This is a genomic window from Streptomyces sp. SID14515 (genome assembly GCF_010548505.1).
Lineage (GTDB): Bacteria > Actinomycetota > Actinomycetes > Streptomycetales > Streptomycetaceae > Streptomyces > Streptomyces caviscabies.
Map to the genome: position 1 here is coordinate 63,336 of NZ_JAAGMH010000123.1, position 17,181 is coordinate 80,516.

At 70.7% G+C, this 17,181-nt stretch carries 22 protein-coding genes; 12 read left to right on the forward strand and 10 right to left on the reverse strand.

The window, feature by feature from the left end; all coding sequences use genetic code 11:
• Window positions 1-62 precede the first annotated feature (62 nt).
• Together G3I54_RS29840 and G3I54_RS29845 are read right to left on the reverse strand one after the other, a co-directional pair.
• Window positions 63-1,073, reverse strand: a complete 1,011-nt coding sequence (locus G3I54_RS29840; protein ID WP_164619011.1) for a glycoside hydrolase family 6 protein — start codon at window positions 1,071-1,073, stop codon at window positions 63-65.
• Window positions 1,074-1,272: 199 nt separating this feature from the next.
• The gene (locus G3I54_RS29845; protein WP_164619013.1) at window positions 1,273-2,325 is read right to left on the reverse strand and encodes a hypothetical protein; all 1,053 of its coding nucleotides are present in this window, start codon (window positions 2,323-2,325) and stop codon (window positions 1,273-1,275) included.
• Window positions 2,326-2,783: 458 nt separating this feature from the next.
• Between G3I54_RS29845 and G3I54_RS29850 the strand changes: the two genes are divergently transcribed.
• Together G3I54_RS29850 and G3I54_RS29855 are read left to right on the forward strand one after the other, a co-directional pair.
• On the forward strand, window positions 2,784-3,236 hold the full coding sequence (locus tag G3I54_RS29850; RefSeq protein WP_164619015.1) for a hypothetical protein: 453 nt from the start codon (window positions 2,784-2,786) through the stop codon (window positions 3,234-3,236).
• A 125-nt stretch (window positions 3,237-3,361) separates the two neighbouring features.
• Window positions 3,362-4,372, forward strand: a complete 1,011-nt coding sequence (locus G3I54_RS29855; protein WP_164619017.1) for a YdcF family protein — start codon at window positions 3,362-3,364, stop codon at window positions 4,370-4,372.
• 95 nt (window positions 4,373-4,467) lie between these two features.
• Here G3I54_RS29855 and G3I54_RS29860 read toward each other — a convergent pair whose 3' ends face one another.
• Together G3I54_RS29860 and G3I54_RS29865 are read right to left on the reverse strand one after the other, a co-directional pair.
• Entirely contained in the window at window positions 4,468-5,238 is a 771-nt protein-coding gene (locus tag G3I54_RS29860) for a D-Ala-D-Ala carboxypeptidase family metallohydrolase (protein ID WP_164619019.1), read from the reverse strand.
• 145 nt (window positions 5,239-5,383) lie between these two features.
• A complete protein-coding gene (locus G3I54_RS29865; RefSeq protein WP_343240467.1) occupies window positions 5,384-6,829 on the reverse strand; it encodes a PQQ-binding-like beta-propeller repeat protein in 1,446 nt (481 codons plus the stop codon).
• 279 nt (window positions 6,830-7,108) lie between these two features.
• Here G3I54_RS29865 and G3I54_RS29870 point away from each other — a divergent pair, with 279 nt between their 5' ends.
• Window positions 7,109-7,543, forward strand: a complete 435-nt coding sequence (locus G3I54_RS29870) for a hypothetical protein (RefSeq protein ID WP_164619023.1) — start codon at window positions 7,109-7,111, stop codon at window positions 7,541-7,543.
• Here G3I54_RS29870 and G3I54_RS29875 read toward each other — a convergent pair.
• The 4 genes from G3I54_RS29875 to G3I54_RS29890 all read right to left on the reverse strand — a co-directional run bounded on the left by G3I54_RS29875 (window position 7,540) and on the right by G3I54_RS29890 (window position 9,485).
• The gene (locus G3I54_RS29875) at window positions 7,540-8,064 is read right to left on the reverse strand and encodes a GNAT family N-acetyltransferase (RefSeq protein ID WP_164619115.1); all 525 of its coding nucleotides are present in this window, start codon (window positions 8,062-8,064) and stop codon (window positions 7,540-7,542) included. The genes G3I54_RS29870 and G3I54_RS29875 overlap by 4 nt on opposite strands.
• 112 nt (window positions 8,065-8,176) lie before the next feature.
• A complete protein-coding gene (locus G3I54_RS29880) occupies window positions 8,177-8,395 on the reverse strand; it encodes a DUF397 domain-containing protein (RefSeq protein WP_164619025.1) in 219 nt (72 codons plus the stop codon).
• Between the two features lie 47 nt (window positions 8,396-8,442).
• The gene (locus G3I54_RS29885) at window positions 8,443-8,649 is read right to left on the reverse strand and encodes a DUF397 domain-containing protein (protein ID WP_164619027.1); all 207 of its coding nucleotides are present in this window, start codon (window positions 8,647-8,649) and stop codon (window positions 8,443-8,445) included.
• Window positions 8,646-9,485 carry a DUF5753 domain-containing protein gene (locus tag G3I54_RS29890; RefSeq protein ID WP_164619029.1) on the reverse strand — a complete coding sequence of 280 codons (840 nt, stop codon included), beginning with the start codon at window positions 9,483-9,485 and terminating at the stop codon, window positions 8,646-8,648. The genes G3I54_RS29885 and G3I54_RS29890 overlap by 4 nt, the downstream gene beginning before the upstream one ends.
• Before the next feature lie 93 nt (window positions 9,486-9,578).
• Here G3I54_RS29890 and G3I54_RS39825 point away from each other — a divergent pair, with 93 nt between their 5' ends.
• The 9 genes from G3I54_RS39825 (at window position 9,579) to G3I54_RS29935 (ending at window position 14,766) form a co-directional block, all read left to right on the forward strand.
• Window positions 9,579-9,839: a hypothetical protein gene (locus G3I54_RS39825; RefSeq protein WP_164619031.1), complete on the forward strand. Its 261-nt coding sequence runs from the start codon at window positions 9,579-9,581 to the stop codon at window positions 9,837-9,839.
• Window positions 9,840-9,882: 43 nt separating this feature from the next.
• Entirely contained in the window at window positions 9,883-10,311 is a 429-nt protein-coding gene (locus G3I54_RS29900) for a hypothetical protein (RefSeq protein ID WP_164619034.1), read from the forward strand.
• A gap of 4 nt (window positions 10,312-10,315) precedes the next feature.
• Complete coding sequence (locus tag G3I54_RS29905) at window positions 10,316-10,789, forward strand: hypothetical protein (protein ID WP_164619036.1); 474 nt, start codon at window positions 10,316-10,318, stop codon at window positions 10,787-10,789.
• Window positions 10,790-10,813: 24 nt separating this feature from the next.
• Window positions 10,814-11,191 (forward strand): hypothetical protein, encoded by a 378-nt coding sequence (locus tag G3I54_RS29910; RefSeq protein ID WP_164619038.1) that lies wholly within the window; start codon window positions 10,814-10,816, stop codon window positions 11,189-11,191.
• A gap of 171 nt (window positions 11,192-11,362) precedes the next feature.
• Window positions 11,363-11,644, forward strand: a complete 282-nt coding sequence (locus G3I54_RS29915; RefSeq protein ID WP_164619041.1) for a hypothetical protein — start codon at window positions 11,363-11,365, stop codon at window positions 11,642-11,644.
• The gene (locus G3I54_RS29920; RefSeq protein ID WP_343240464.1) at window positions 11,625-12,143 is read left to right on the forward strand and encodes a DUF6879 family protein; all 519 of its coding nucleotides are present in this window, start codon (window positions 11,625-11,627) and stop codon (window positions 12,141-12,143) included. The genes G3I54_RS29915 and G3I54_RS29920 overlap by 20 nt, the downstream gene beginning before the upstream one ends.
• A 12-nt stretch (window positions 12,144-12,155) precedes the next feature.
• Window positions 12,156-13,004, forward strand: coding sequence for a helix-turn-helix transcriptional regulator (locus G3I54_RS29925; RefSeq protein ID WP_164619045.1), 849 nt, complete (start codon window positions 12,156-12,158; stop codon window positions 13,002-13,004).
• A gap of 237 nt (window positions 13,005-13,241) precedes the next feature.
• Window positions 13,242-14,435 carry a methyltransferase domain-containing protein gene (locus G3I54_RS29930; RefSeq protein WP_164619047.1) on the forward strand — a complete coding sequence of 398 codons (1,194 nt, stop codon included), beginning with the start codon at window positions 13,242-13,244 and terminating at the stop codon, window positions 14,433-14,435.
• 133 nt (window positions 14,436-14,568) lie between these two features.
• Window positions 14,569-14,766 carry a hypothetical protein gene (locus G3I54_RS29935; protein ID WP_343240465.1) on the forward strand — a complete coding sequence of 66 codons (198 nt, stop codon included), beginning with the start codon at window positions 14,569-14,571 and terminating at the stop codon, window positions 14,764-14,766.
• Here the strand turns inward: G3I54_RS29935 and G3I54_RS29940 are convergent.
• Window positions 14,760-15,326: a DUF1345 domain-containing protein gene (locus G3I54_RS29940; protein ID WP_164619050.1), complete on the reverse strand. Its 567-nt coding sequence runs from the start codon at window positions 15,324-15,326 to the stop codon at window positions 14,760-14,762. The two genes, G3I54_RS29935 and G3I54_RS29940, sit on opposite strands and share 7 nt — an antisense overlap.
• A gap of 211 nt (window positions 15,327-15,537) precedes the next feature.
• Window positions 15,538-17,001: a glucoamylase family protein gene (locus tag G3I54_RS29945; protein ID WP_164619052.1), complete on the reverse strand. Its 1,464-nt coding sequence runs from the start codon at window positions 16,999-17,001 to the stop codon at window positions 15,538-15,540.
• Between the last annotated feature and the right edge of the window lie 180 nt (window positions 17,002-17,181).

A 17,181-nucleotide genomic window follows, 5' to 3' on the forward strand; every position in this document is an offset into this window, starting at 1 on the left:
GGAGGTCCGGGAGCAGCCCCCGCCCCTCTGACGGAGGTCCGGGAGCGGCCCCCGCCCCGCCCTCAGTACCCGTAGATCATCTTGTACGCGACCTCCGGCAGGAACTGCCCGGCCACGGAACCGGCTCCGACCCCGCAGTCGCCGTCCGACTCGCCCGGGGTCTTCAGCCACAGCAGCATCTCGGCTCCGCCGCCGGTCTGGCTGACCGCTCCGGTCCTGCGTCCGCCCGGGTTGCACCACTCTCCGTCGGAGCCGTTGCCGTTGCGGCTGGTGTCGATGACGTACGGCTTCGTGTAGCCGTAGGAGGCCGACAGCGATCCGTTGACGGCGTTGCCGTACGCGGAGTTCTCGCCGGTGCCGTAGTAGTTCGAGATGTTCAGCGAGAAGCCGTGCGCCTGCCGGGCTCCCGCGCCGTCGAGGTGCTGCGCCATGGTGGCCGCGTCGATCCAGGCCGGATTTCCGGCGTCCAGGTAGGTCCAGGTGTTGGGCGCGAGGGCGCTGAACCGGGCCAGCGCGTCCTTGAGCATCGTGTTGCGCTCATCGATCTGGGCCTGGGTCAGGCAGCTGAAGTCGCCCAGCGAGTCGGGCTCGACGACCACCAGTGCGGGCCGAGTGCCGATGGCCGATGCGAAGGCGGAGATCCAGGCCTGGTAGGCGCTCGGGGTCCCCGCGCCGCCGCCGGAGTGGCCGCCGCAGGCGTCGCGGCCGGGGATGTTGTAGGCGATCAGGACGGGCAGCTTGTCGGCGGCGTCGGCGGCGCCCACGTACGAGCCGACCGCCGCCCCGATGTCGCCGCTCCAGGAGCCGAACCACCGGGCCATGGGGCGCGAGGCGATGCCGTCCCGGATGGCGGCGGCGCGCCCGTCGCCGGGGTTCGCGGCGGCCCAGACGGCGGGCGTCGAGTCGGGGTCGGTGTAGAAGCCGCTGGTCATGCCGATGGGGTCGGCCTGTGCGGTGGTGGGGGTGGCGGGGGTGGTGGTGAGGTCGGCTGCGGTGGCCTGCTGCCCTGCGCCGAGGGGGAGGAGCAGGCAGGCGAAGGTCGAGGCGACGAGCGTGCGCAGAAGTCTCTTCACGAGTGCGGCCCTTCTGTGGGAGCGCTCCCAATCGTCGGCGGCGGCTGGGAGGTGGGGGAGGGGAGCGCGGGGGTGGGGGGAGGTGCGTACGGCGAACCGGTGGGGCGCCGGTCCGCGACTGCCGCCGTCAGACGAGACGGTGACAGCGGGACACCCCGCTGTCAATGAGTCCGGCAACGGCTCACCCGCGCAGCAGGTCTCACCCGGCGGGGCGGTGGACGCGCGGCAGCCCCAGGTCCGGCAGATCGAGGTGGAAGCCGTGTCCGCGACCGCTCATCGTTCCGTCGTAGCCGAGGCCGGCCGGCTCGACGCCCAGCTGCCGCAGCTCCTCGACGAGCATGCGGGAGGCTGTCGCGGCGTGCGCGCGATCGTCCATGGCCTCGGGGAAACGGCGTTGCCAGATCGAGCGGGAGAACTCCCAGCCGCTCCGGGTGAGGCGGGCGGGGTCGGCCAGGCCGGGGTGGTGCAGGTATCCGGTGGCTTCGACGACGAGACTCAGATCCTGGCTCCAGCACTGGACGAAGCGTCGGTCGTCGCGGGCGGCCCCCAGGTGCAGGATGAACCGGCCCGGGAAGAACGGGGTGTCATAGGTGAGCGACCGCAGCGCTTCGGACAGGCGCTTCTCCACCTCTTCCCACGTGATGCCGGGCTCTTCCCACGTGATGCCGGGCGCATCCGGCGAAGCGGTGGCCGGGGCGGAGGCGGGCGGCAGACCGGCGGGCTCGGCGGCGCGCCAGCGACCGCGGGAGTAGCCGCGCCCGGCGGAATCGGCGCCCGCTTCGGGAGGCAGGAGTTCGAGGCTCACCTCGCCCTCGTCGTGCGAGTGCACGAGGAGCCCGGCGCCGGGCCGCCGCCACAGCATCCACGGGCCGGAGTCGCCTCCCCACATCGTGGGCGGCCCCAGCTCCTCCTCCATGACCCACCAGGCGGCGCGCACAAGGCCCGCGGCGGCGAACACGTCCTCGGCGGGCAGGTCGACGACGCGTACGTTCAGCTTGCGCACCTGCTCGGGCGTCGAGGCGTCGGAGATCACGGTGCCGTATCCGCCCCAGGGCCCCTTCCGGGGAGCGAAGCGACGCCAGACCTGACCCGCGATCTCCTTGGGCTCCCGAAGCTCCCAGCCCAGCGGAGAGATAGCGTGCTCGAAATCCGGCAGGCTCCATGAGCCCGGACGGAGCGGGTCGAGCTCTTTCACCAGCTCGCGAAAGCTGTCCGATTCGAGCCAACTGCCCCGGGGGATCGTGTTCTGCATCCGGCAAACAGTAGGTGGCACCAATGACACCGATGAAACTGATGACTCCGATGACTCCGATGCCACCGATGACTTCGGAGAGATGAGGTGGAGCATGGAGGCGGAGAAGGCCCCACAACTCGCATTCGGGCAGAAGGTGTTGGACGCCCAGAACGGCGGGCGCGGCCGACGGTGAACCGGTCGATGGCCTCGCCGTGCGACCTGGCCCAGTCCGTCAGGACGGCGATCGGCTCGACGAGGTCGACGAGTTCGCCGTGCCGGACGAGCTGGCCGAGCCGCTGCTGACGGCCGACACCAGGTGATCAGGAGGTACGGGCGCCGGCTGCCGGCTCAGGGACGCTCTCCGGGACGTGCGACCAGAGGCGTACTCGTATATGTCTGGAAGTCTGACGTTTCCGTTCGATAAACGCATGAAAATGGAGGAAAGGAACCTTCTTCGGCTCTGAACAGGAGAGAAAATGCGTGGCGTTCTGATAGGCGTGGTGGCCGCGGTGGCAGTGCTCGGTGTGGCGGGCGCGGTGGCCGTGCCCGAGGCCAAAGAGTGGTACGACGGACGCCACGAGCAGACTTCCTCCTACGCCACGGGCAAGGAGGCCAAGGAGGAGCGCGAGTCCGTTCCCCGGTGGCTGCCGGACGACGCCACGTCGGTCGAGTACGCCATGCGGACGACCGGAGGCGAGCGCCTGCTGAAGGCCACGCTCTCCGGCGACCGGCTGCCCGCGCAGTGCGAACCGCTGGGCGGCAAGAGCGCCCCGGACCCCGAGATCAGCGCGTCCTGGTTCCCTTCGGGGGCTGCGAACGGCGCGAAGGGTCGCTGCGGCTCCTACTACGTATCGCTGGAGGACCGCACGCTGTACGCCTGGCAGACGAACGACGACTGGGTGGAGGAGAACCGCCGGTCCGCGGGGTAGCCGCCGTACGCAGGCAGGTGTGCCGAGGTAGCCGCACCGCCGAAGACGTACCCAAGACGCACCGACGAAGTCCTCCGACGAGACGTGTCGTCCGACGAGACGTACTGACGAACCCGAGGTCCCCTGTGATCGCTTTCGCGCCGACGGCCGTGTTCCTGCTCTGGTTCTGCTGGGGTGTCCGGCAGGACCGCCGCCAGTTCCGCAACGCGGTGCTGCTCGGCCTGACCGTGCTGAGTCTGTCGTTCGCCCTGCTGACCCAGGTGGACCGGCTGCCGGACAACCTGGCCGTGCTGGTGTACGCGCTGGTCTTCCTCGTGCCCGTGCTCGCGATCGTGGTCCTCGGCGGCTTCCTCGTGGTCAACGGCCTCACCATGGTCCGCAAGGAGGGCCGTCGCCCCGCCAACCTCCTCTCGGGCCTGGCCGGGCTCGGCATCTTCGCCGTCCTGGCGCTCGTGGTCACCGCCGACTACCTAGGCGGCTCGAACGCGTACCGTTCTTTCATCCTGGCCGTCGTGCTGATCACCGGCTATGTCGCCTTCCTCTTCCTCTGCTTCCTCGCCTACGCCTTTCTGTACGGCCGCATCCGGGTGCGCGGCGACGTGGACTTCGTGGTGATGCTGGGATCGGGCCTCATCGGCGGCGAACGGGTGCCCCCGCTGCTCGCCTCGCGCCTGCGCGCCGGACTCCGGGTCCAGGAACAGCAGACGGCCCGGGGCGGCCCGGCCCCGGTCCTGCTGGTCTCCGGCGGCCAGGGCCCGGACGAGAAGCTGCCGGAGGCCGAGGCGATGGGCCGCTGGCTGGTGGCCGAGGGCGCCGACCCGGAGCTCGTCCTGGAGGAGAACCGCTCCCGTACGACGACGGAGAACCTGCGCTTCAGCCGGCGGATGATGGAGGCGGCCGACGCGGGTTACGTATGCGTCGTGGTGACCAACAACTTCCACGCGTTCCGCGCCGCGATGACCGCCCGCAAGGAGGGCGTGCGCGGCCAGGTGATCGGCTCGCCCACCGCCGCGTACTTCTGGCCGAGTGCGACGATCCGGGAGTTCGTCGCCGTCTTCTGGGAACACCGGCTCGTCAACGCGGCCCTGTGCGTGCTGCTGGCGGCGCTGGCTGTGGTCGTGGGGATGGGCTGGTAGGGGCCTGGCGGGCCGGTGCGCCGCGCACCGGCGAGAGGCCTCTCCCGCGCGGCTCGGGCCCGTCGGCCGGAGCGGCGGGAGAGGCCCCTCACGTCTCAGATGCCGCAGCTGGGCGCGGACCAGAAGCGGCCGCTGCCCCCGGCGACGTGGGTGTGGTCGTTGTGGCCCGGGTAGCCCGGGCCGAGGATCTCGGTGAAGCCGTGGTTGCGCGCGGCCTGGGCGAGGGCGCAGAAGCCCTGGGGCCCGGCGCCGAGGTCTGCCGCGTGCCCGTACATGTGCCGGCTGTTGGCGGCGCCGCCGACCGCGCTGTTGCAGGACACGCTCCGGAAGCCGCCGTTGACGGTGATCGGCCGGTCACCCATCGCGTGCCGCATGGCCTGGAGCTTCCACATGGTCACCAGGGCGTTGGCGCGCGCGGTGGCGGCGCTGACCTTGCCGCCGGACCAGTCGGAGTTGCAGCGGTTCAGCTCGGCGTAGGTGAAGTTGACCGGGGTGCAGTCGTCGTCCTGGAGCTGGTAGATCTTGTTGAACGTCTGGGCGCCCGCGATGCCGTCGGCGGCCAGGCCGTACGCGGCCTGGAAGCGCTGCACGGCCGCCTTCGTGGCCGGCCCGAACGCCCCGTCGACGGCGATCTGGTTTCCGGTGCCCGGATAGCCGGAGACCCGGATCTGGAGCTGCCGTACCGCTTCACCGCTGGAACCCTCCTGGAGCGTGCCGCTCCAGGTGTAACAGGCGTCGGCCGTACCGACGTTGCCGGTCGGCGCGGATTCGGGGGCGGCGGTGGCGGTGGCCGCCGTGGTGCCGCCGAGCGCGAGTGCCGCGCCCGCGAGGGTCGCGAGAAGGAATCCGATGGGGCGTGATCGCATGGGGCTGCACCTCATTGTCGTCAGGCTGTCCCTGGAGGAATCCGAGCCTCCGGCGTGGGCCCTGTGGGTGTCAAGTGCATGTCAACATGCTGCCAAGCGGCCCGAACGCGGACCGGGAGGGCGGCGGCCGCCGCCCTCCCGGTCGTCAGCTGCTGAAGCCGAGGAGGGGCGGCGTGGCGCCGGCCCCCTCGGGGTTGACGAGGACCCAGTCGCCGTCGCGGCCGCGCACCAGCTGGGGGGCCTCGGCGACGTCGTCGAGGCCCTCGCGGATCAGGGGCCCCTCGGCGAGATGCCCGGTGCGCGGGTCGAGGGAGCGGATCCGCCCGTCCGCGAGCACGGCGAGCCGGTTCCCGGACAGTCGGGTGAGGGCCGTGACCGGACCGCCCGCCCCGGTGTGCCACAAGCGCTGTCCGTCGTCGAGCCCGTAGCCGGACAGGGCTTCGGGGATGACCTTGCCCGGCTTCGTCACCGCGGTCACCAGAACGTCTCCGACGACCGCGGCGCGGAGCGCGGGCCGGGCGTCGAAGTCCTGGTCCCCGTACGCGGTCATCCGGAGATCCTCCTCGGGCCCCGAGACCTTCACCGTTCCGCGCAGCCGGTCCCGGTCGTCGAAGGCCAGCGCGGCGTCGGTGCCCCGGGCGTCCTTCTCCTTGAGCCAGAGCGTGAACGGCCGGGCGGAGACGACCACGGCCGCCTCCCACTCGCTCTCCACCGGCAGAGCGGTACGGCGTACGGCCTTGCCGGTCGCGGTGTCGAGCGAGAACAGCTCCAGCGAGCCGAACTCGCCGTCGCGCAGGCACTGGACGACCACCCGGGTGCGGCCCGCCGCGGCCGAGGCGACGACCGGCGAGCAGCCCGCGTCGAGGTCCAGTTCCCAGCGCGGATCGCCCGCTCGCAGGGCGAAGCCCCGTACCGCGGTGTCCTCCAGGGTGACGGCGACGCCGCCGTCGACAGCCACCCTGCCGTCGGTGGGCGACTCGAAGCCGGTGCCGCCCGTGATCTTCCGTTCCCAGAGCTTGCGGCCGCTCGCGGTGTCCACGCCCCACACCGTGTCGCACGGCGCGTCCACACGACCGAAGACGATCACGCCGACGCCGTCCACCACGGAGTCGCTCATCGCGCACGCCGACCCGCGCTCGGGCGCGGCCAGGTTCCACAGCTCACGCCCGTCGGCGAGGCCGTAGCCGGTCAGCCCGTCCGTGCGTGCGCGGACGACGGCGTCGCCCAGCACCCAGTTGCCCACGCCCGTGACGCTGTCCGGCCGGTCGATCGGCGTGTCCCAGGCCCGGTCGACGACGGGGCCGCGCAGCCACGCGTACGTCTGCCGGCCCGGCCAGAGGGCGAGGACCATGCCCGTCACGACGAGCACGGCGGGTAGTGCCTTTCCGGGCCGGACCCTGGCCAGCTTCTCGATCCGCCAGGTGACCACGGCGATGCCCGCGAAGGTGCACAGGAACGCCAGCAGGATGGTGGGGGTGGTGCCTTCGGGGCAGGGGCGGAAGCTGCTGCCGCCGCAACTGTTGCCCGGGATCGAGGTCCAGCCGAACCAGTGGAAGGCCACGGCGAGTCCGGGGACCAGCCCGGCCACCACGACGAGCAACGCCGTCCCCCATACGGATCCCCGTCTTCCGCGCGCAGGCCTGCTGTCCTCCACCACATCGCCCCCCAAGGCGTCAACTCCCGTATCTCTCCCCAGAGATGCGAAAGGTGATCGTATCGCCCCGAACAGGTGAACGACCCGAATATCTCCGCGAAGGTGGTGAACGTGTCGGCGACGATGGACAGGGCGGTTTTCGGCTCTTGTCGGGAAGGCCGCGGGCAGTGATTGTCCGGTCGGCCATGGGTGTGGGCGGTCAGGGACAATGCCCGGGTGGGCCTCATCGTCAAGTTCTTCGTCGCGCCGGACGACACATCGGCGGCGCTGACACTCCGGACGGGACCGGGAGAGGCGTACGAGTCGCTCTCCTTGGGCAACTTCGATCCCTTGGGGGCGGTGGTCGAATGGCGGTCCCTGCTCACCGGCCGCAGCTTCGAGGATGTCGCCGAAGCCGGTGAACCGCGTGTCGTCGCCGTCGAGGACGGCGGCGGATGTCTCGTCCTCGCGATCTCGTCCGACCTGTTCACCGCCCTCGCGGACGCCGAGCAGCCCACGCTGCGCGACGCCGCCGCATCGTGGGTTCAACTCCGCGCGGAGGAGGGCGAGATCATCGACGCGGACATCGCCGACGCGATCGTGGGCGATTTGGCCGCGCTCACCGGCAGCGCCCGCCGCCAGGGCCGGGGCGTCTACTGCTGGATCGCTTAGGAGCTCACGCCCGGAACCGGGTGGCCGAGTGTCCGTTGCATCAGCACGGTGTCGATCCAACGGTCGTGCTTGTAGCCGACGGCGGCCAGCCGGCCCGCGTCGGTGAAGCCGTAACGGCGGTGCAGCGCGGCTGAGGCGTCGGTGCCCGCGTCGGCGATGACGGCGATCATCTGGCGTACGTGAGTCCCGGTGCAGGCGGCCAGCAGGGCCTCCAGCAGCGCTCCGCCGAGACCCCGGCCCGTGCGGCCGGGTGCCAGGTAGATCGAGTTCTCCACGGTGTTCCGGTAGGCGGGCTTGGGGCGCCAAGGAGCCGCGTACGCGTAGCCCACGACCTCGCCGGACAGTTCGGCGACCAGGAACGGCAGGTTGCGGGCCGCGAGGTCGTCGAGGCGCTGGTGCCAGGCGGCTACCGGCGGAGGGTTCTCCTCGAAGGTGATCACGGTGTGGCGGACGTAGTACGTGTAGATCTCGGCGACGGCGCTCAGGTCGGCCGGGACCGCCGGGCGAATCACCGGCTCCATGGCTGTCACACCGAAAGTGTAGGCCGGGCCCCCTGCCCCGGACGGCGGGACGCCCCACCGTGCGTGCAGGCACGGTGGGGCGTAACCGGGGCGGTGGCGGCAGCGGTGCAGGTCAGGCGGTGGTGTCGAAGCCCCCGGCCTTGACGCCCGCCACGAAGGTGGAGAACGCGGCGGCGGCGACGGCCAGGGCCGGGCCGCCCGGGTTCTTCGAGTCGCGTACGGGGACGATGCCGGTGGTGGACGCGGTGCGCGGGGCCCACTCGACGCAGGTGCCGCCGTTGTCGCTGTAGGAGGACTTGACCCACTGCTGGGTCGTGGAACAGGTCGTCATCGATGGGCCGCCCCTTCGTTGCTGTTCGGTCGTGGCTGCGGTGGGTGTTACAGCTCGCCTGACGTGATGCCCGCGATGAACGTCCTGAACGCGGCGGCGCGGACGGTGAGGGCCGGACCGCCCGGGTTCTTCGAGTCGCGTACGGGGACGATGCCGGTGGTGGACGCGGTGCGCGGGGCCCACTCGACGCACGAACCGCCGTTGTCGCTGTAGGAGGACTTGACCCACTGCGGGGTCGTGGATTCGGTCGTCACGGGGTGCCCTTTCGATGCTGGTGGATCATGTCCACGGTATCTGTCTGCGACAGAGACACGGCCTGCAACTGATGGTAGGCCCTCACCATCGGGATGACAGAGCTGAGTTCGCGGTCCAGATGCCCCTGCGTCTCGGACTCGACGTAGGAGACCGCGGACCGGTCCTGGAGCGTCAGCAGATTCACCAGCCGGTTGAAGGGTCGCTGCTCACCGACACTGAACGGGGCGATCTGCAGCATGGTGTGGGACTGCGTGGCGAAGTCGACCAGATACTGCAACTGGGCGTCCATCACGGCAGGGCTGCCGATCGGTCGGCGGATGCAGCTCTCGTCCAGCACCGCGATCAGCATCGGCGGGACGGTGCGTAACAGAGCGCCTTGGCGTTCCATGAGCAACGAGACGCGCTGATCGGCCTGTTCGGTGGTGATGACGCCCCGGTCGACCGCCCCGCGCGCCAGCGCCTCCGCGTACTCCCGGGTCTGCAGCAGCCCCGGGATGACGCCCACCTCGAACAGTCGGATCTCCGCCGCCCGGCCCTCCAGCGCCACGTACTCCGGGAAGCCCTGCAACAGCACCCCGTGCTTGATCTTGCGCCACTCGCGCTCGAACGAATCAGCGGTTCCCGTATAACCCATCGCCACATCAACGGCGATCGAGAACTTGCGAGTTGGGGACTTGTGACACAATTCCACACCGGAAACGTGCCTCCCCGTGTAGCCGATACGCGCGCCGAGATCGTCCTGCTTCCAGCCCCGTGCTTCGCGCTCCCTACGCAGACGTGCTCCGTAGGCGGCCTCCGGGCCCCCGTCAGGGTTCACTTCCTTGCGGTTGACCAACGTATCCCCCAGATCCGAAACGTTGAAGACATCTCCACGCTAGGCCACGCTGAGTCGCCCCGGTAGTCGTTCGGCTACAGAGAGGAGCGAACGGTGTACGGCGAGAACGTCAGCCCGAATACGGAGTCACCCCCACATGTCCCGTCCCCCGGGGCTCTCCTGGCGGACACCAGTCGCGGTGACCGCGTGGGGGAGTTCCAGGGCGTCGCCGGTCCGTACTGGTCCCTCCGGCCGGTCGGCGGCGGGCGCGAGTGGGAAGTCGAACCCCGTTACGTACGGCCCGCGTTGCTCATGGAGCAGCTTCGGGCTCGTACCGCACGGCTCAACGCCCGGAGCAGGGGAGAAGTGCTGTGAGGGCGGCCGTTACGGGCGGCGGCAGCAGTCGGGGGCGTGCCGCATGAAGAAGATGGATTACGTCGCGGCCGTCACGGTCAAGGCCGGCGGCCGGGCCCTCCGGCTCGGCGGGGTCGCGCTGCCGAATCGTCGGCTCGTCCTCCGCTGGCTCCGGCGGCAGGCGCTGCGGCTGGCGGACGGGCACGGGCGGAACCTGCCTCCGGCCGCCCCGTGGCTCGGGGCGCGGGACGTCCGGCCGGTCGCCTTCCACGGCTCCGACGCCCCCGAAGCGCTCCGGGCGTGGGCAGGCGACCACGGCAGCCAGGGCCACGCCATGAACGCGCTGGAATCCGGTCGACCCGCCCTGCTCACCGTGGTCGACCCCTTCGTGGGGCTGCGCGTCACCCTCGGCGCGTGGCCCGTGGACCTGTGCGGGTGGGCGGCGGAAGCCTCGGCGAACCATGCGGCCCCGCCCCGTACGGAAGGTGGCTGACCGCGTGCTGCAATGCACCGCCGTGACCCAAGTCCCTTACCCGGAAACGCTGCTGGCGCTCGCCACCATGGAGGGCGGGCCCGTGCACCCGCCCGACATCGTGGAGCCGGAAGACTTCGTCCTGTGCGAGCTGGGCGACCACGACGAGTCGGCCGAGCACGCCGCGCACCTGTGGACGGCGGACACCCCGGACGACCGGGACCTGTGGTTCCTGTGGGCGGGGACCGGAGCCCACCGCGTCCACCGGCTCGACACGCTGCCCCTGTGCCCCGCCGTGCTCCGCGAGCTGGCCACCCGCACGGTCACGACGTGCGCGCTCTTCGACCACCACCCGGGCCCGCACTCCTTCTCCGTGACCGACCCGCTCGGCGACCTCATCGCCGAACACGTCCACAGCGAGGTCCGGCGACTCGTTTCCGAGGGCGAGGCTCCCGGCACGCCCGACGCCCCTGACGTACCCGACACCGACGCGCCTTGACGGCGACCGGAGGACTCCCGCCCCATGAACCAGTGCACCGCCGTAACCCTGCTGCCGCCCCCGGAGTTCGTCATCCGGCTGGCCGCTCCCGGCGACCGTCGCCCGGAGGCCGGACACCTCCTCTGCGAGCTGGCCGCCGAGCACGACGGCGACCACGCGATGGTGTTATGGGACGACGACGCGAACCACACCGCCGTCTGGGCCCGTTGGAGGGGCGAGCGGGCGACGCTGGCGGAGCAGGCCTGGTGCGGTGCGGTCGACCCCCGGGGCGAGGACGCGTGCGGGCTGTACGTCGACCACCCCTCCGCCCACGACTGGGACATCGTCGATCCGACGCTCGCAGCGGTGGACGCCGTACTCGCGCGGGAGCACCCGCATCTCGCACCGCGTGACGGCGCGTGACGGGAGTGCCAGCGGCGACGATCTCATGGGCGGCCGGACGACGGTCTCGGCCCGCGCGCCCCCGAGCCGACCGCTTTCCCTCCCTGCGCCCCCTCGGAGCCCTTGATGGCCGCCGCGTCTCGGAGGAACGCTCGTGCAAGCTGATGCAACCCTCAACAGCGGGAGGAAGTCATGGCTTTACGGTTCCTCGGCATCGACCCCGAATCTCCCACCGACGAGTCGCCGACGATCTGGCTTCACGAGGAAACGGGAGATCTTCTGATCCAGTCGTACCGAGCGACGGAGGCCGAAGTGAACGACTGCAAGGAAGTCGGCTCCATTCCCGGTCACTCCACCGACGTCCCGGACAACGAGACGATCATCCGGCTCCCGGCGGCCATGCTGGACTACCTTCCCGCTCGTCGGGAAGGCGACGGCGGTGGAGAGGCGGGACGTGCAGCCCCCGGCGCGTGATGCTCTGGCGCGAGCTCAACGATCGGCAGTCCACCTTGAGTTGCGTGATTCGTACATGCTCGACGACCCCGGGTACATCGCATGGCAGCGAGGCGAGCGGCTGGACCGCGCCGAGCGGACGGCCTGGTGGGGCGGCTGGCACGACGCGGTGCACGAAGCCGTCGGCCGTGGCGTGGCGGTCCGGCGTGCCCGAGTGGTTTCCGAGCCGATCAGCGACTATGTGCGGTACGAGTACGACAGCACGTTCACGAACATCGCGGCGGGCGAAGTGGTCCGTTGGCTGCCCAGGCGGCGGGCGACCGGTCTCGCCCTGCCCAGCACGGACTTCTGGGTGTTCGACGGTGGGCAGGTCCTTTTCCACCACTTCACCGGCAACGGGCAGTTGGACGAGGACGGGCGGGAGTACACGGACGATCCGGTGCTGGTGAAGCTGTGCGCGGACGCCTTCGACGCCGTGTGGGAACGTGCTGCGCCGCATGAGCAGTACCGGCCCCGCTGATCCCTTCCCATCATGGCTGAATCTCCTTCCTCAAGTGCTCAGCAGGCCCGGAGGATTCTCGCGGATCGGCTTGCCGGCCTCTGCCGGGATGCTGGGCTGACCGGGCGCGAGATCGCTGTGCGCTGCGGCTGGCACCCATCGAAGTCGTCGCGGATCATGAATGCCCGCACGCCCCCGTCCGCCGCCGACATCTGGGCCTGGTGCCGGGCGTGCGGGGCGGAGGACCAGACCGCCGATCTGCTCGCCTCGCTCCGGAACGCCGAAGGAATGTGGATCGGCTGGAGGCGAATGGAGCAGCCCGGGCTCAAGCAGGCGCAGGACGCGCGATTGCCGCTGTTCGAACGCACCCGTCGCTTCCGGGCCTACTCGTCATGGTTCGTGCCGGGGCTGATCCAGACTCGCGGGTACACCGAGGCGGTACTGCGTGCGGTGCAGCGACGACGCGTCGAGGTCGACGACGTGGCCGATGCGGTGGCCGCACGCGTGGAGCGGCAGCGCGTGCTGTACGAGGGAGGGCGCCGATTCGCTTTCCTGATTGAGGAGTCGGTGCTACGGAACGGCATCGGCGGAACGGACGTCCTCGTCGGGCAGCTCGGTCATCTGCTCACCGTGGGTTCTCTGCCCAACGTCAGTCTGGGCGTGGTCCCGATGGGACCGGACCGTTCCAGGATGCCTGTGGAAGGGTTCTGGATCTTCGATGTCGCACAGGTCAATGTCGAGCTGGTCTCCGGGTATCTCACGATCACGCAGCCCAGTGAGGTCGCGATGTATGCCGAGACCTTCGCCGAACTGGCGGAGATGGCTCTTCACGGCGCGAACGCACGCACATTGATTACGGCTGCTCTGAACTCTCTTCGGTGAATCCGTGCAACTGCGTGCAACCGCGTAGCTCCTCTGCCCGCCCCTTCCCTACGGTCACCTCATCGGGACGGCCGACGGAGAGGAACGGACAGCCATGGGTTGGGGAACAGGCAAAGGCGGCGGCGGTGGCGACGGAAAGCACGCGGGCGGTAAGGATCCGGGCACGGCCAAGCCGTCCTCGGACACCGCCAAGCCCGCGCCGGAGCCGAAGCACAAAGGGAAGTAGGCGCACCGCAGATGGAGCTGAACGCAGCGGACGAGCGGGCTGCCGTCCTTTCCGCCCTGATCGACGGCCTGCTCGGCTCGGTGAACGAGAGCCTCGGGGCGCCAATGGCCCCGGCTTGGGAAGCCGCCTTCCGGAGCGTGCCCCGGCACGCGTTCCTGCCCGGGACCGTGTGGGCGGGGGACGATCTGGTGGAGTGCGACCGGGCGACAGCCCCGGCGGAATGGCTGCGGCACGCCTACGCCGACACCGCCGTCGTCACCCAGGTCAACGACGGGGCCACGGTCGCGCCGGAGGAGCGCTGGGCATCCTGCTCGGCCTCCGCCCCGTCCATCGTCTTCCGCATGCTCGACCTGCTGGACGTGCGGGCGGGCCACCATGTCCTGGAGATCGGCACCGGTACCGGGTGGAACGCGGCGCTCCTCGCACACCGCCTCGGGCCGGGGCGGGTGACCACCATCGAGGTGGACCCGGAGCTGGCGGCGACCGCGGCGGGCTGTCTTGAGGGTGCTGGGGCGGACGTACACGCGGTCCATGGCGACGGGGCCCGGGGCCATGAGGCCGGTGGGCCCTACGACCGGGTGATCGCGACCTGTTCCGTACGGTCCGTTCCTCCGGCGTGGATCGCGCAGGCCCGGCCGGGCGGCGTGGTCCTCGTTCCGTGGGAGTCGCCGTGGTTCTGCTACGGGCTGCTGAGGCTCACCGTGGACGGCTACGGCGGTGCCTCGGGCTCCTTCTCGCCGCACTCGGCGTTCATGCTGATGCGCGGGCAGCGGACGGACCTGCGGATCTATCGCGATGTCGTGCGTGACAGCCACGCACCTCAGGAGTCTTCGACCCGGCTGTCGCCCGGGGCCGTCGCCGGTGAGGACCGGGCCGCCCAGTTCGCGATCGGCCTTCAGCTCCGCGACGTATGGCGGACCTGGCACGAGAACCCCGACGTGGAGGGCGTCGCCTCCCGCCTGTGGCTCGCCACCACCGACGCGACCTCCTGGGCGGCCGTGGACGTGGACGGGCGGACCGCCGACCGCTTCACCGTGTGGGAGCACGGGCCTCGTCGGCTGTGGGAGGCGGTCGAGGCCGCGTACGGCTGGTGGTGCGATGCCGGGTGTCCGGGGCCGGAGCGGTTCGGTCTGACCGTGGCTCCTGACGGCACGCATGTGCCGTGGCTCGACACCCCGGACAACCCGATTCCTGCTCCACGCTAGGGTCTATATCCGCCGCACCCGATCTTGACCACATCGGACCACGCGGCTCAGAGAAGAACCATGAGTGGAAGAATGCGGGGGAATTGACGTGTGTGCTGATTCGGGTGTGAGAACTCCGTCTCGAAATGACGAAGTGAAAGGCCTGCCCTACTGGCTGACGTTCGTCGTTTCGGTCGGGGCCGGTTTCGCGAGCGGCGAGTTCCTCGGCTTTCCGTGGTGGCTTCGCCTGATCACGGTCGTGGCCGCGACCATCCTCATGCAGGGCGTCAACGAGATCGTCGTCCGCTCCCGTGCCAAGAAGAAGCGTCCCGAAGAGGAGACGGGTCACTGACCCGCAGGGGGAGCGGGGGACGGGGAGGCCGCTGAGCTGTCCGACGGCGTGCCGGCCGGATCGCTCAGCAGCAGGGCGATGCCGCACAGGCCGCCGAGCAGCCAGGCGGCCATCATCCACGTTCCCCGGCCGAGGGCGAGCAGCGCGGCGAAGGCGACGATCGACGCCGTGACACCGGCGACCGCCGCGCGCCGCGGACCGTTGCCGGCTTCCCACTGACGGCGTAGGAAGCCGGACCGTCGCCAATAGCTCCAGAGGGCGGCGCCGAGGATCACGGCCTCCATGACGACGAACCAGCCGTCGACCGGCGGCAGCCTGAACGCTTCCGCCTCGCCGCGCCACAGGTCCAGGAGCCCGGTGACCAGGACGATCGGACCGGTCAGGGCGAACATCCCGGCCACCAGGCGGAAGAAGCCGACGCCCATGACGGTCGCTCCGGAACCGCCGAACGGAGCGGCGGCGTGGGAGAACGCGGAGAATCGGTGTGCGGCTCCCCGGAAGTCCGTCGCGACGACCCAGCCCAGCGTTGTCGCGAACGTTCCCCAGACCAACGAAAACATCGTGCCACCCGCCCCCGGAATCTGTCCGGCAGATGTCTGTGCCGGATACGCCGTGAGGGTATAGGCGTGCAACCGACCCCCGGTATGCCGACTTCCGGCAATGTACGGGCCCCACCGGTTGCCGGGCCGGCCGCCAGGCTGCCCGTTCCCGGCGCCGCACGCCGAGCGCCGCACCGGAAAGGCGGTCGCCCCCCGGACAGCCGCCGCTGCCTCAGATCGAGAACCGCTCCCGCTCCAGCAGCGGCCGCACCCGGGTCCGGAAGCCGCCGGTGCGGAAGGGGCGCTGGAGCAGGCCCGGGCGCAGCTCCTGGGCGAGGGCGGCGACGATCATGCCCTGGTCCAGGGCGAGCATGAAGTCGCTGACCCGGCCCGTGGACACGTTCACCGAGTCCCGGAAGCCGAGCCCGTCCTCGTACGCCCCGAAGTCCCGCTCCAGGGAACGGAGGTTGGCCACCGCCTCCCGGCCCGCGTACGGCAGCGCCAGGAAGGAGGCGTGCGGGGTGACCACTCCGTTGGTGAACGCGGAGGGCGGGGGCAGGGGTTCGCCGTCCGTGGTGTGGGTGCGGTCGGTGTTGGAGGCGTAGCCGTCGACTGCCATGCCGAGCGCGTCTACGCCGTACTCCTGGTAGCCGTCCTCCGGCACATTGGCGGGGGAGAAGCCCCAGTAGCCGTACTCCGCCTCGCGCAGGCCGTGGTCGATCTGGCCCCGTACGTAACGCTGGTGCGTCACGCCCCACGCGCGCGGCGACCACTCCGGCTCCGGCACGAACAGCGGCACCATCAGTGCCTCGAACATCGAGCCGCCCCAGGTGGGGACCACCTTCCGGCCGCGGTGGGTGTAGTGGCCGTTCCATACGCGTACGCCGTCGACCGTGACGTACGCGCCGCCCGGCTTCTGCTCCTGCTCGTGCTCCGGCAGCATCGTGCGCAGCAGGTGCCAGTAGTGGTCGCCGGGCAGTGATCCGTCCGCGATGCCCAGGTAACTCGCCATGCGCGGCTCGGTGTTGAGCGCGCCGTAGTGGTGCGGGGTCGGCTCCTCCGTGTCCGTCCAGACGCCGCCGCGCAGCTGGCCGGGGCCCGCCACCGGGTCGGCCGGGTCGTACGGCGTGTAGAAGTACGACCAGTCGGCCGTGGCCAGGATGCGGTGGATGCGCGGTCGCAGCGAGGGCGCGGCGTCGGCGGCGATGCGCAGGCCCGTCACCAGCCAGGCGTTGTCCACCGAGGACAGGAACGGACGCACCGGGTCGCCCGTGCCGGGCCACTGTGTGAGCACCGAACCGTCGTGCGCGTCATACCAGTTGAGCCAGAAGCCGTGATGGCGTTCCAGCTTCTCCACGGCCGTGACCGTACGGGTCAGGGCGCGGATCATCGCGCTCTCGCCGATCACGCCCAGGCCTGCCGCCGCCACCGTCGACCAGAGGCCGCAGCCGATGTTGGTCGGGGAGGTCTGGGGCGACTGGGCGGGGGCTCCGGGGCCGCTGAGGTCGATCTTGTCGGTGACCAGGCCGAAGTCGGTCGTCATCGCCTCGATCGAGCGGTACGTGTCGGCGAACCAGTGCTTCAGAAGGCGGGGGTCGGCCGGGGCGGCGGAATGCGCGGCCGGGGAGGTGACTGCTCCCAGCGACAGGGCCGCGGCCCCGGTCCCTGCGGCGGTGAGAAACGTGCGACGGTCCATCGGTCCGGCTCCTGTGGCAGAAGGGGGAGGGGGATGAGTCGTGATCTCGGTCGTGCGGGGTGAAGCCAGGTGTGCGGGGTGGGGCGGGGGAGTGGTGCTGGTGCTGTGCGGGCGGCTCGGGAGCCGGCGGTCGTCAGGTTCCGCCGGCTCCCGGGCCGGAGGGAGCCGTCAGGTGGCTCC

Excerpts from the sequence above, each read along its gene's own strand:
- G3I54_RS29850 (WP_164619015.1), top strand. The coding sequence starts at position 2,784 with ATGCGTGGCGTTCTGATAGGCGTGGTGGCCGCGGTGGCAGTGCTCGGT.
- G3I54_RS29925 (WP_164619045.1), top strand. The coding sequence starts at position 12,156 with ATGGCTGAATCTCCTTCCTCAAGTGCTCAGCAGGCCCGGAGGATTCTC.
- G3I54_RS29930 (WP_164619047.1), top strand. The coding sequence starts at position 13,242 with ATGGAGCTGAACGCAGCGGACGAGCGGGCTGCCGTCCTTTCCGCCCTG.
- G3I54_RS29910 (WP_164619038.1), top strand. The coding sequence starts at position 10,814 with ATGAACCAGTGCACCGCCGTAACCCTGCTGCCGCCCCCGGAGTTCGTC.
- G3I54_RS29875 (WP_164619115.1), bottom strand. The coding sequence starts at position 8,064 with ATGGAGCCGGTGATTCGCCCGGCGGTCCCGGCCGACCTGAGCGCCGTC.
- G3I54_RS29860 (WP_164619019.1), bottom strand. The coding sequence starts at position 5,238 with ATGCGATCACGCCCCATCGGATTCCTTCTCGCGACCCTCGCGGGCGCG.
- G3I54_RS29915 (WP_164619041.1), top strand. The coding sequence starts at position 11,363 with ATGGCTTTACGGTTCCTCGGCATCGACCCCGAATCTCCCACCGACGAG.
- G3I54_RS29880 (WP_164619025.1), bottom strand. The coding sequence starts at position 8,395 with ATGACGACCTGTTCCACGACCCAGCAGTGGGTCAAGTCCTCCTACAGC.
- G3I54_RS29900 (WP_164619034.1), top strand. The coding sequence starts at position 9,883 with ATGAAGAAGATGGATTACGTCGCGGCCGTCACGGTCAAGGCCGGCGGC.
- G3I54_RS29845 (WP_164619013.1), bottom strand. The coding sequence starts at position 2,325 with ATGCAGAACACGATCCCCCGGGGCAGTTGGCTCGAATCGGACAGCTTT.
- G3I54_RS29945 (WP_164619052.1), bottom strand. The coding sequence starts at position 17,001 with ATGGACCGTCGCACGTTTCTCACCGCCGCAGGGACCGGGGCCGCGGCC.
- G3I54_RS29940 (WP_164619050.1), bottom strand. The coding sequence starts at position 15,326 with ATGTTTTCGTTGGTCTGGGGAACGTTCGCGACAACGCTGGGCTGGGTC.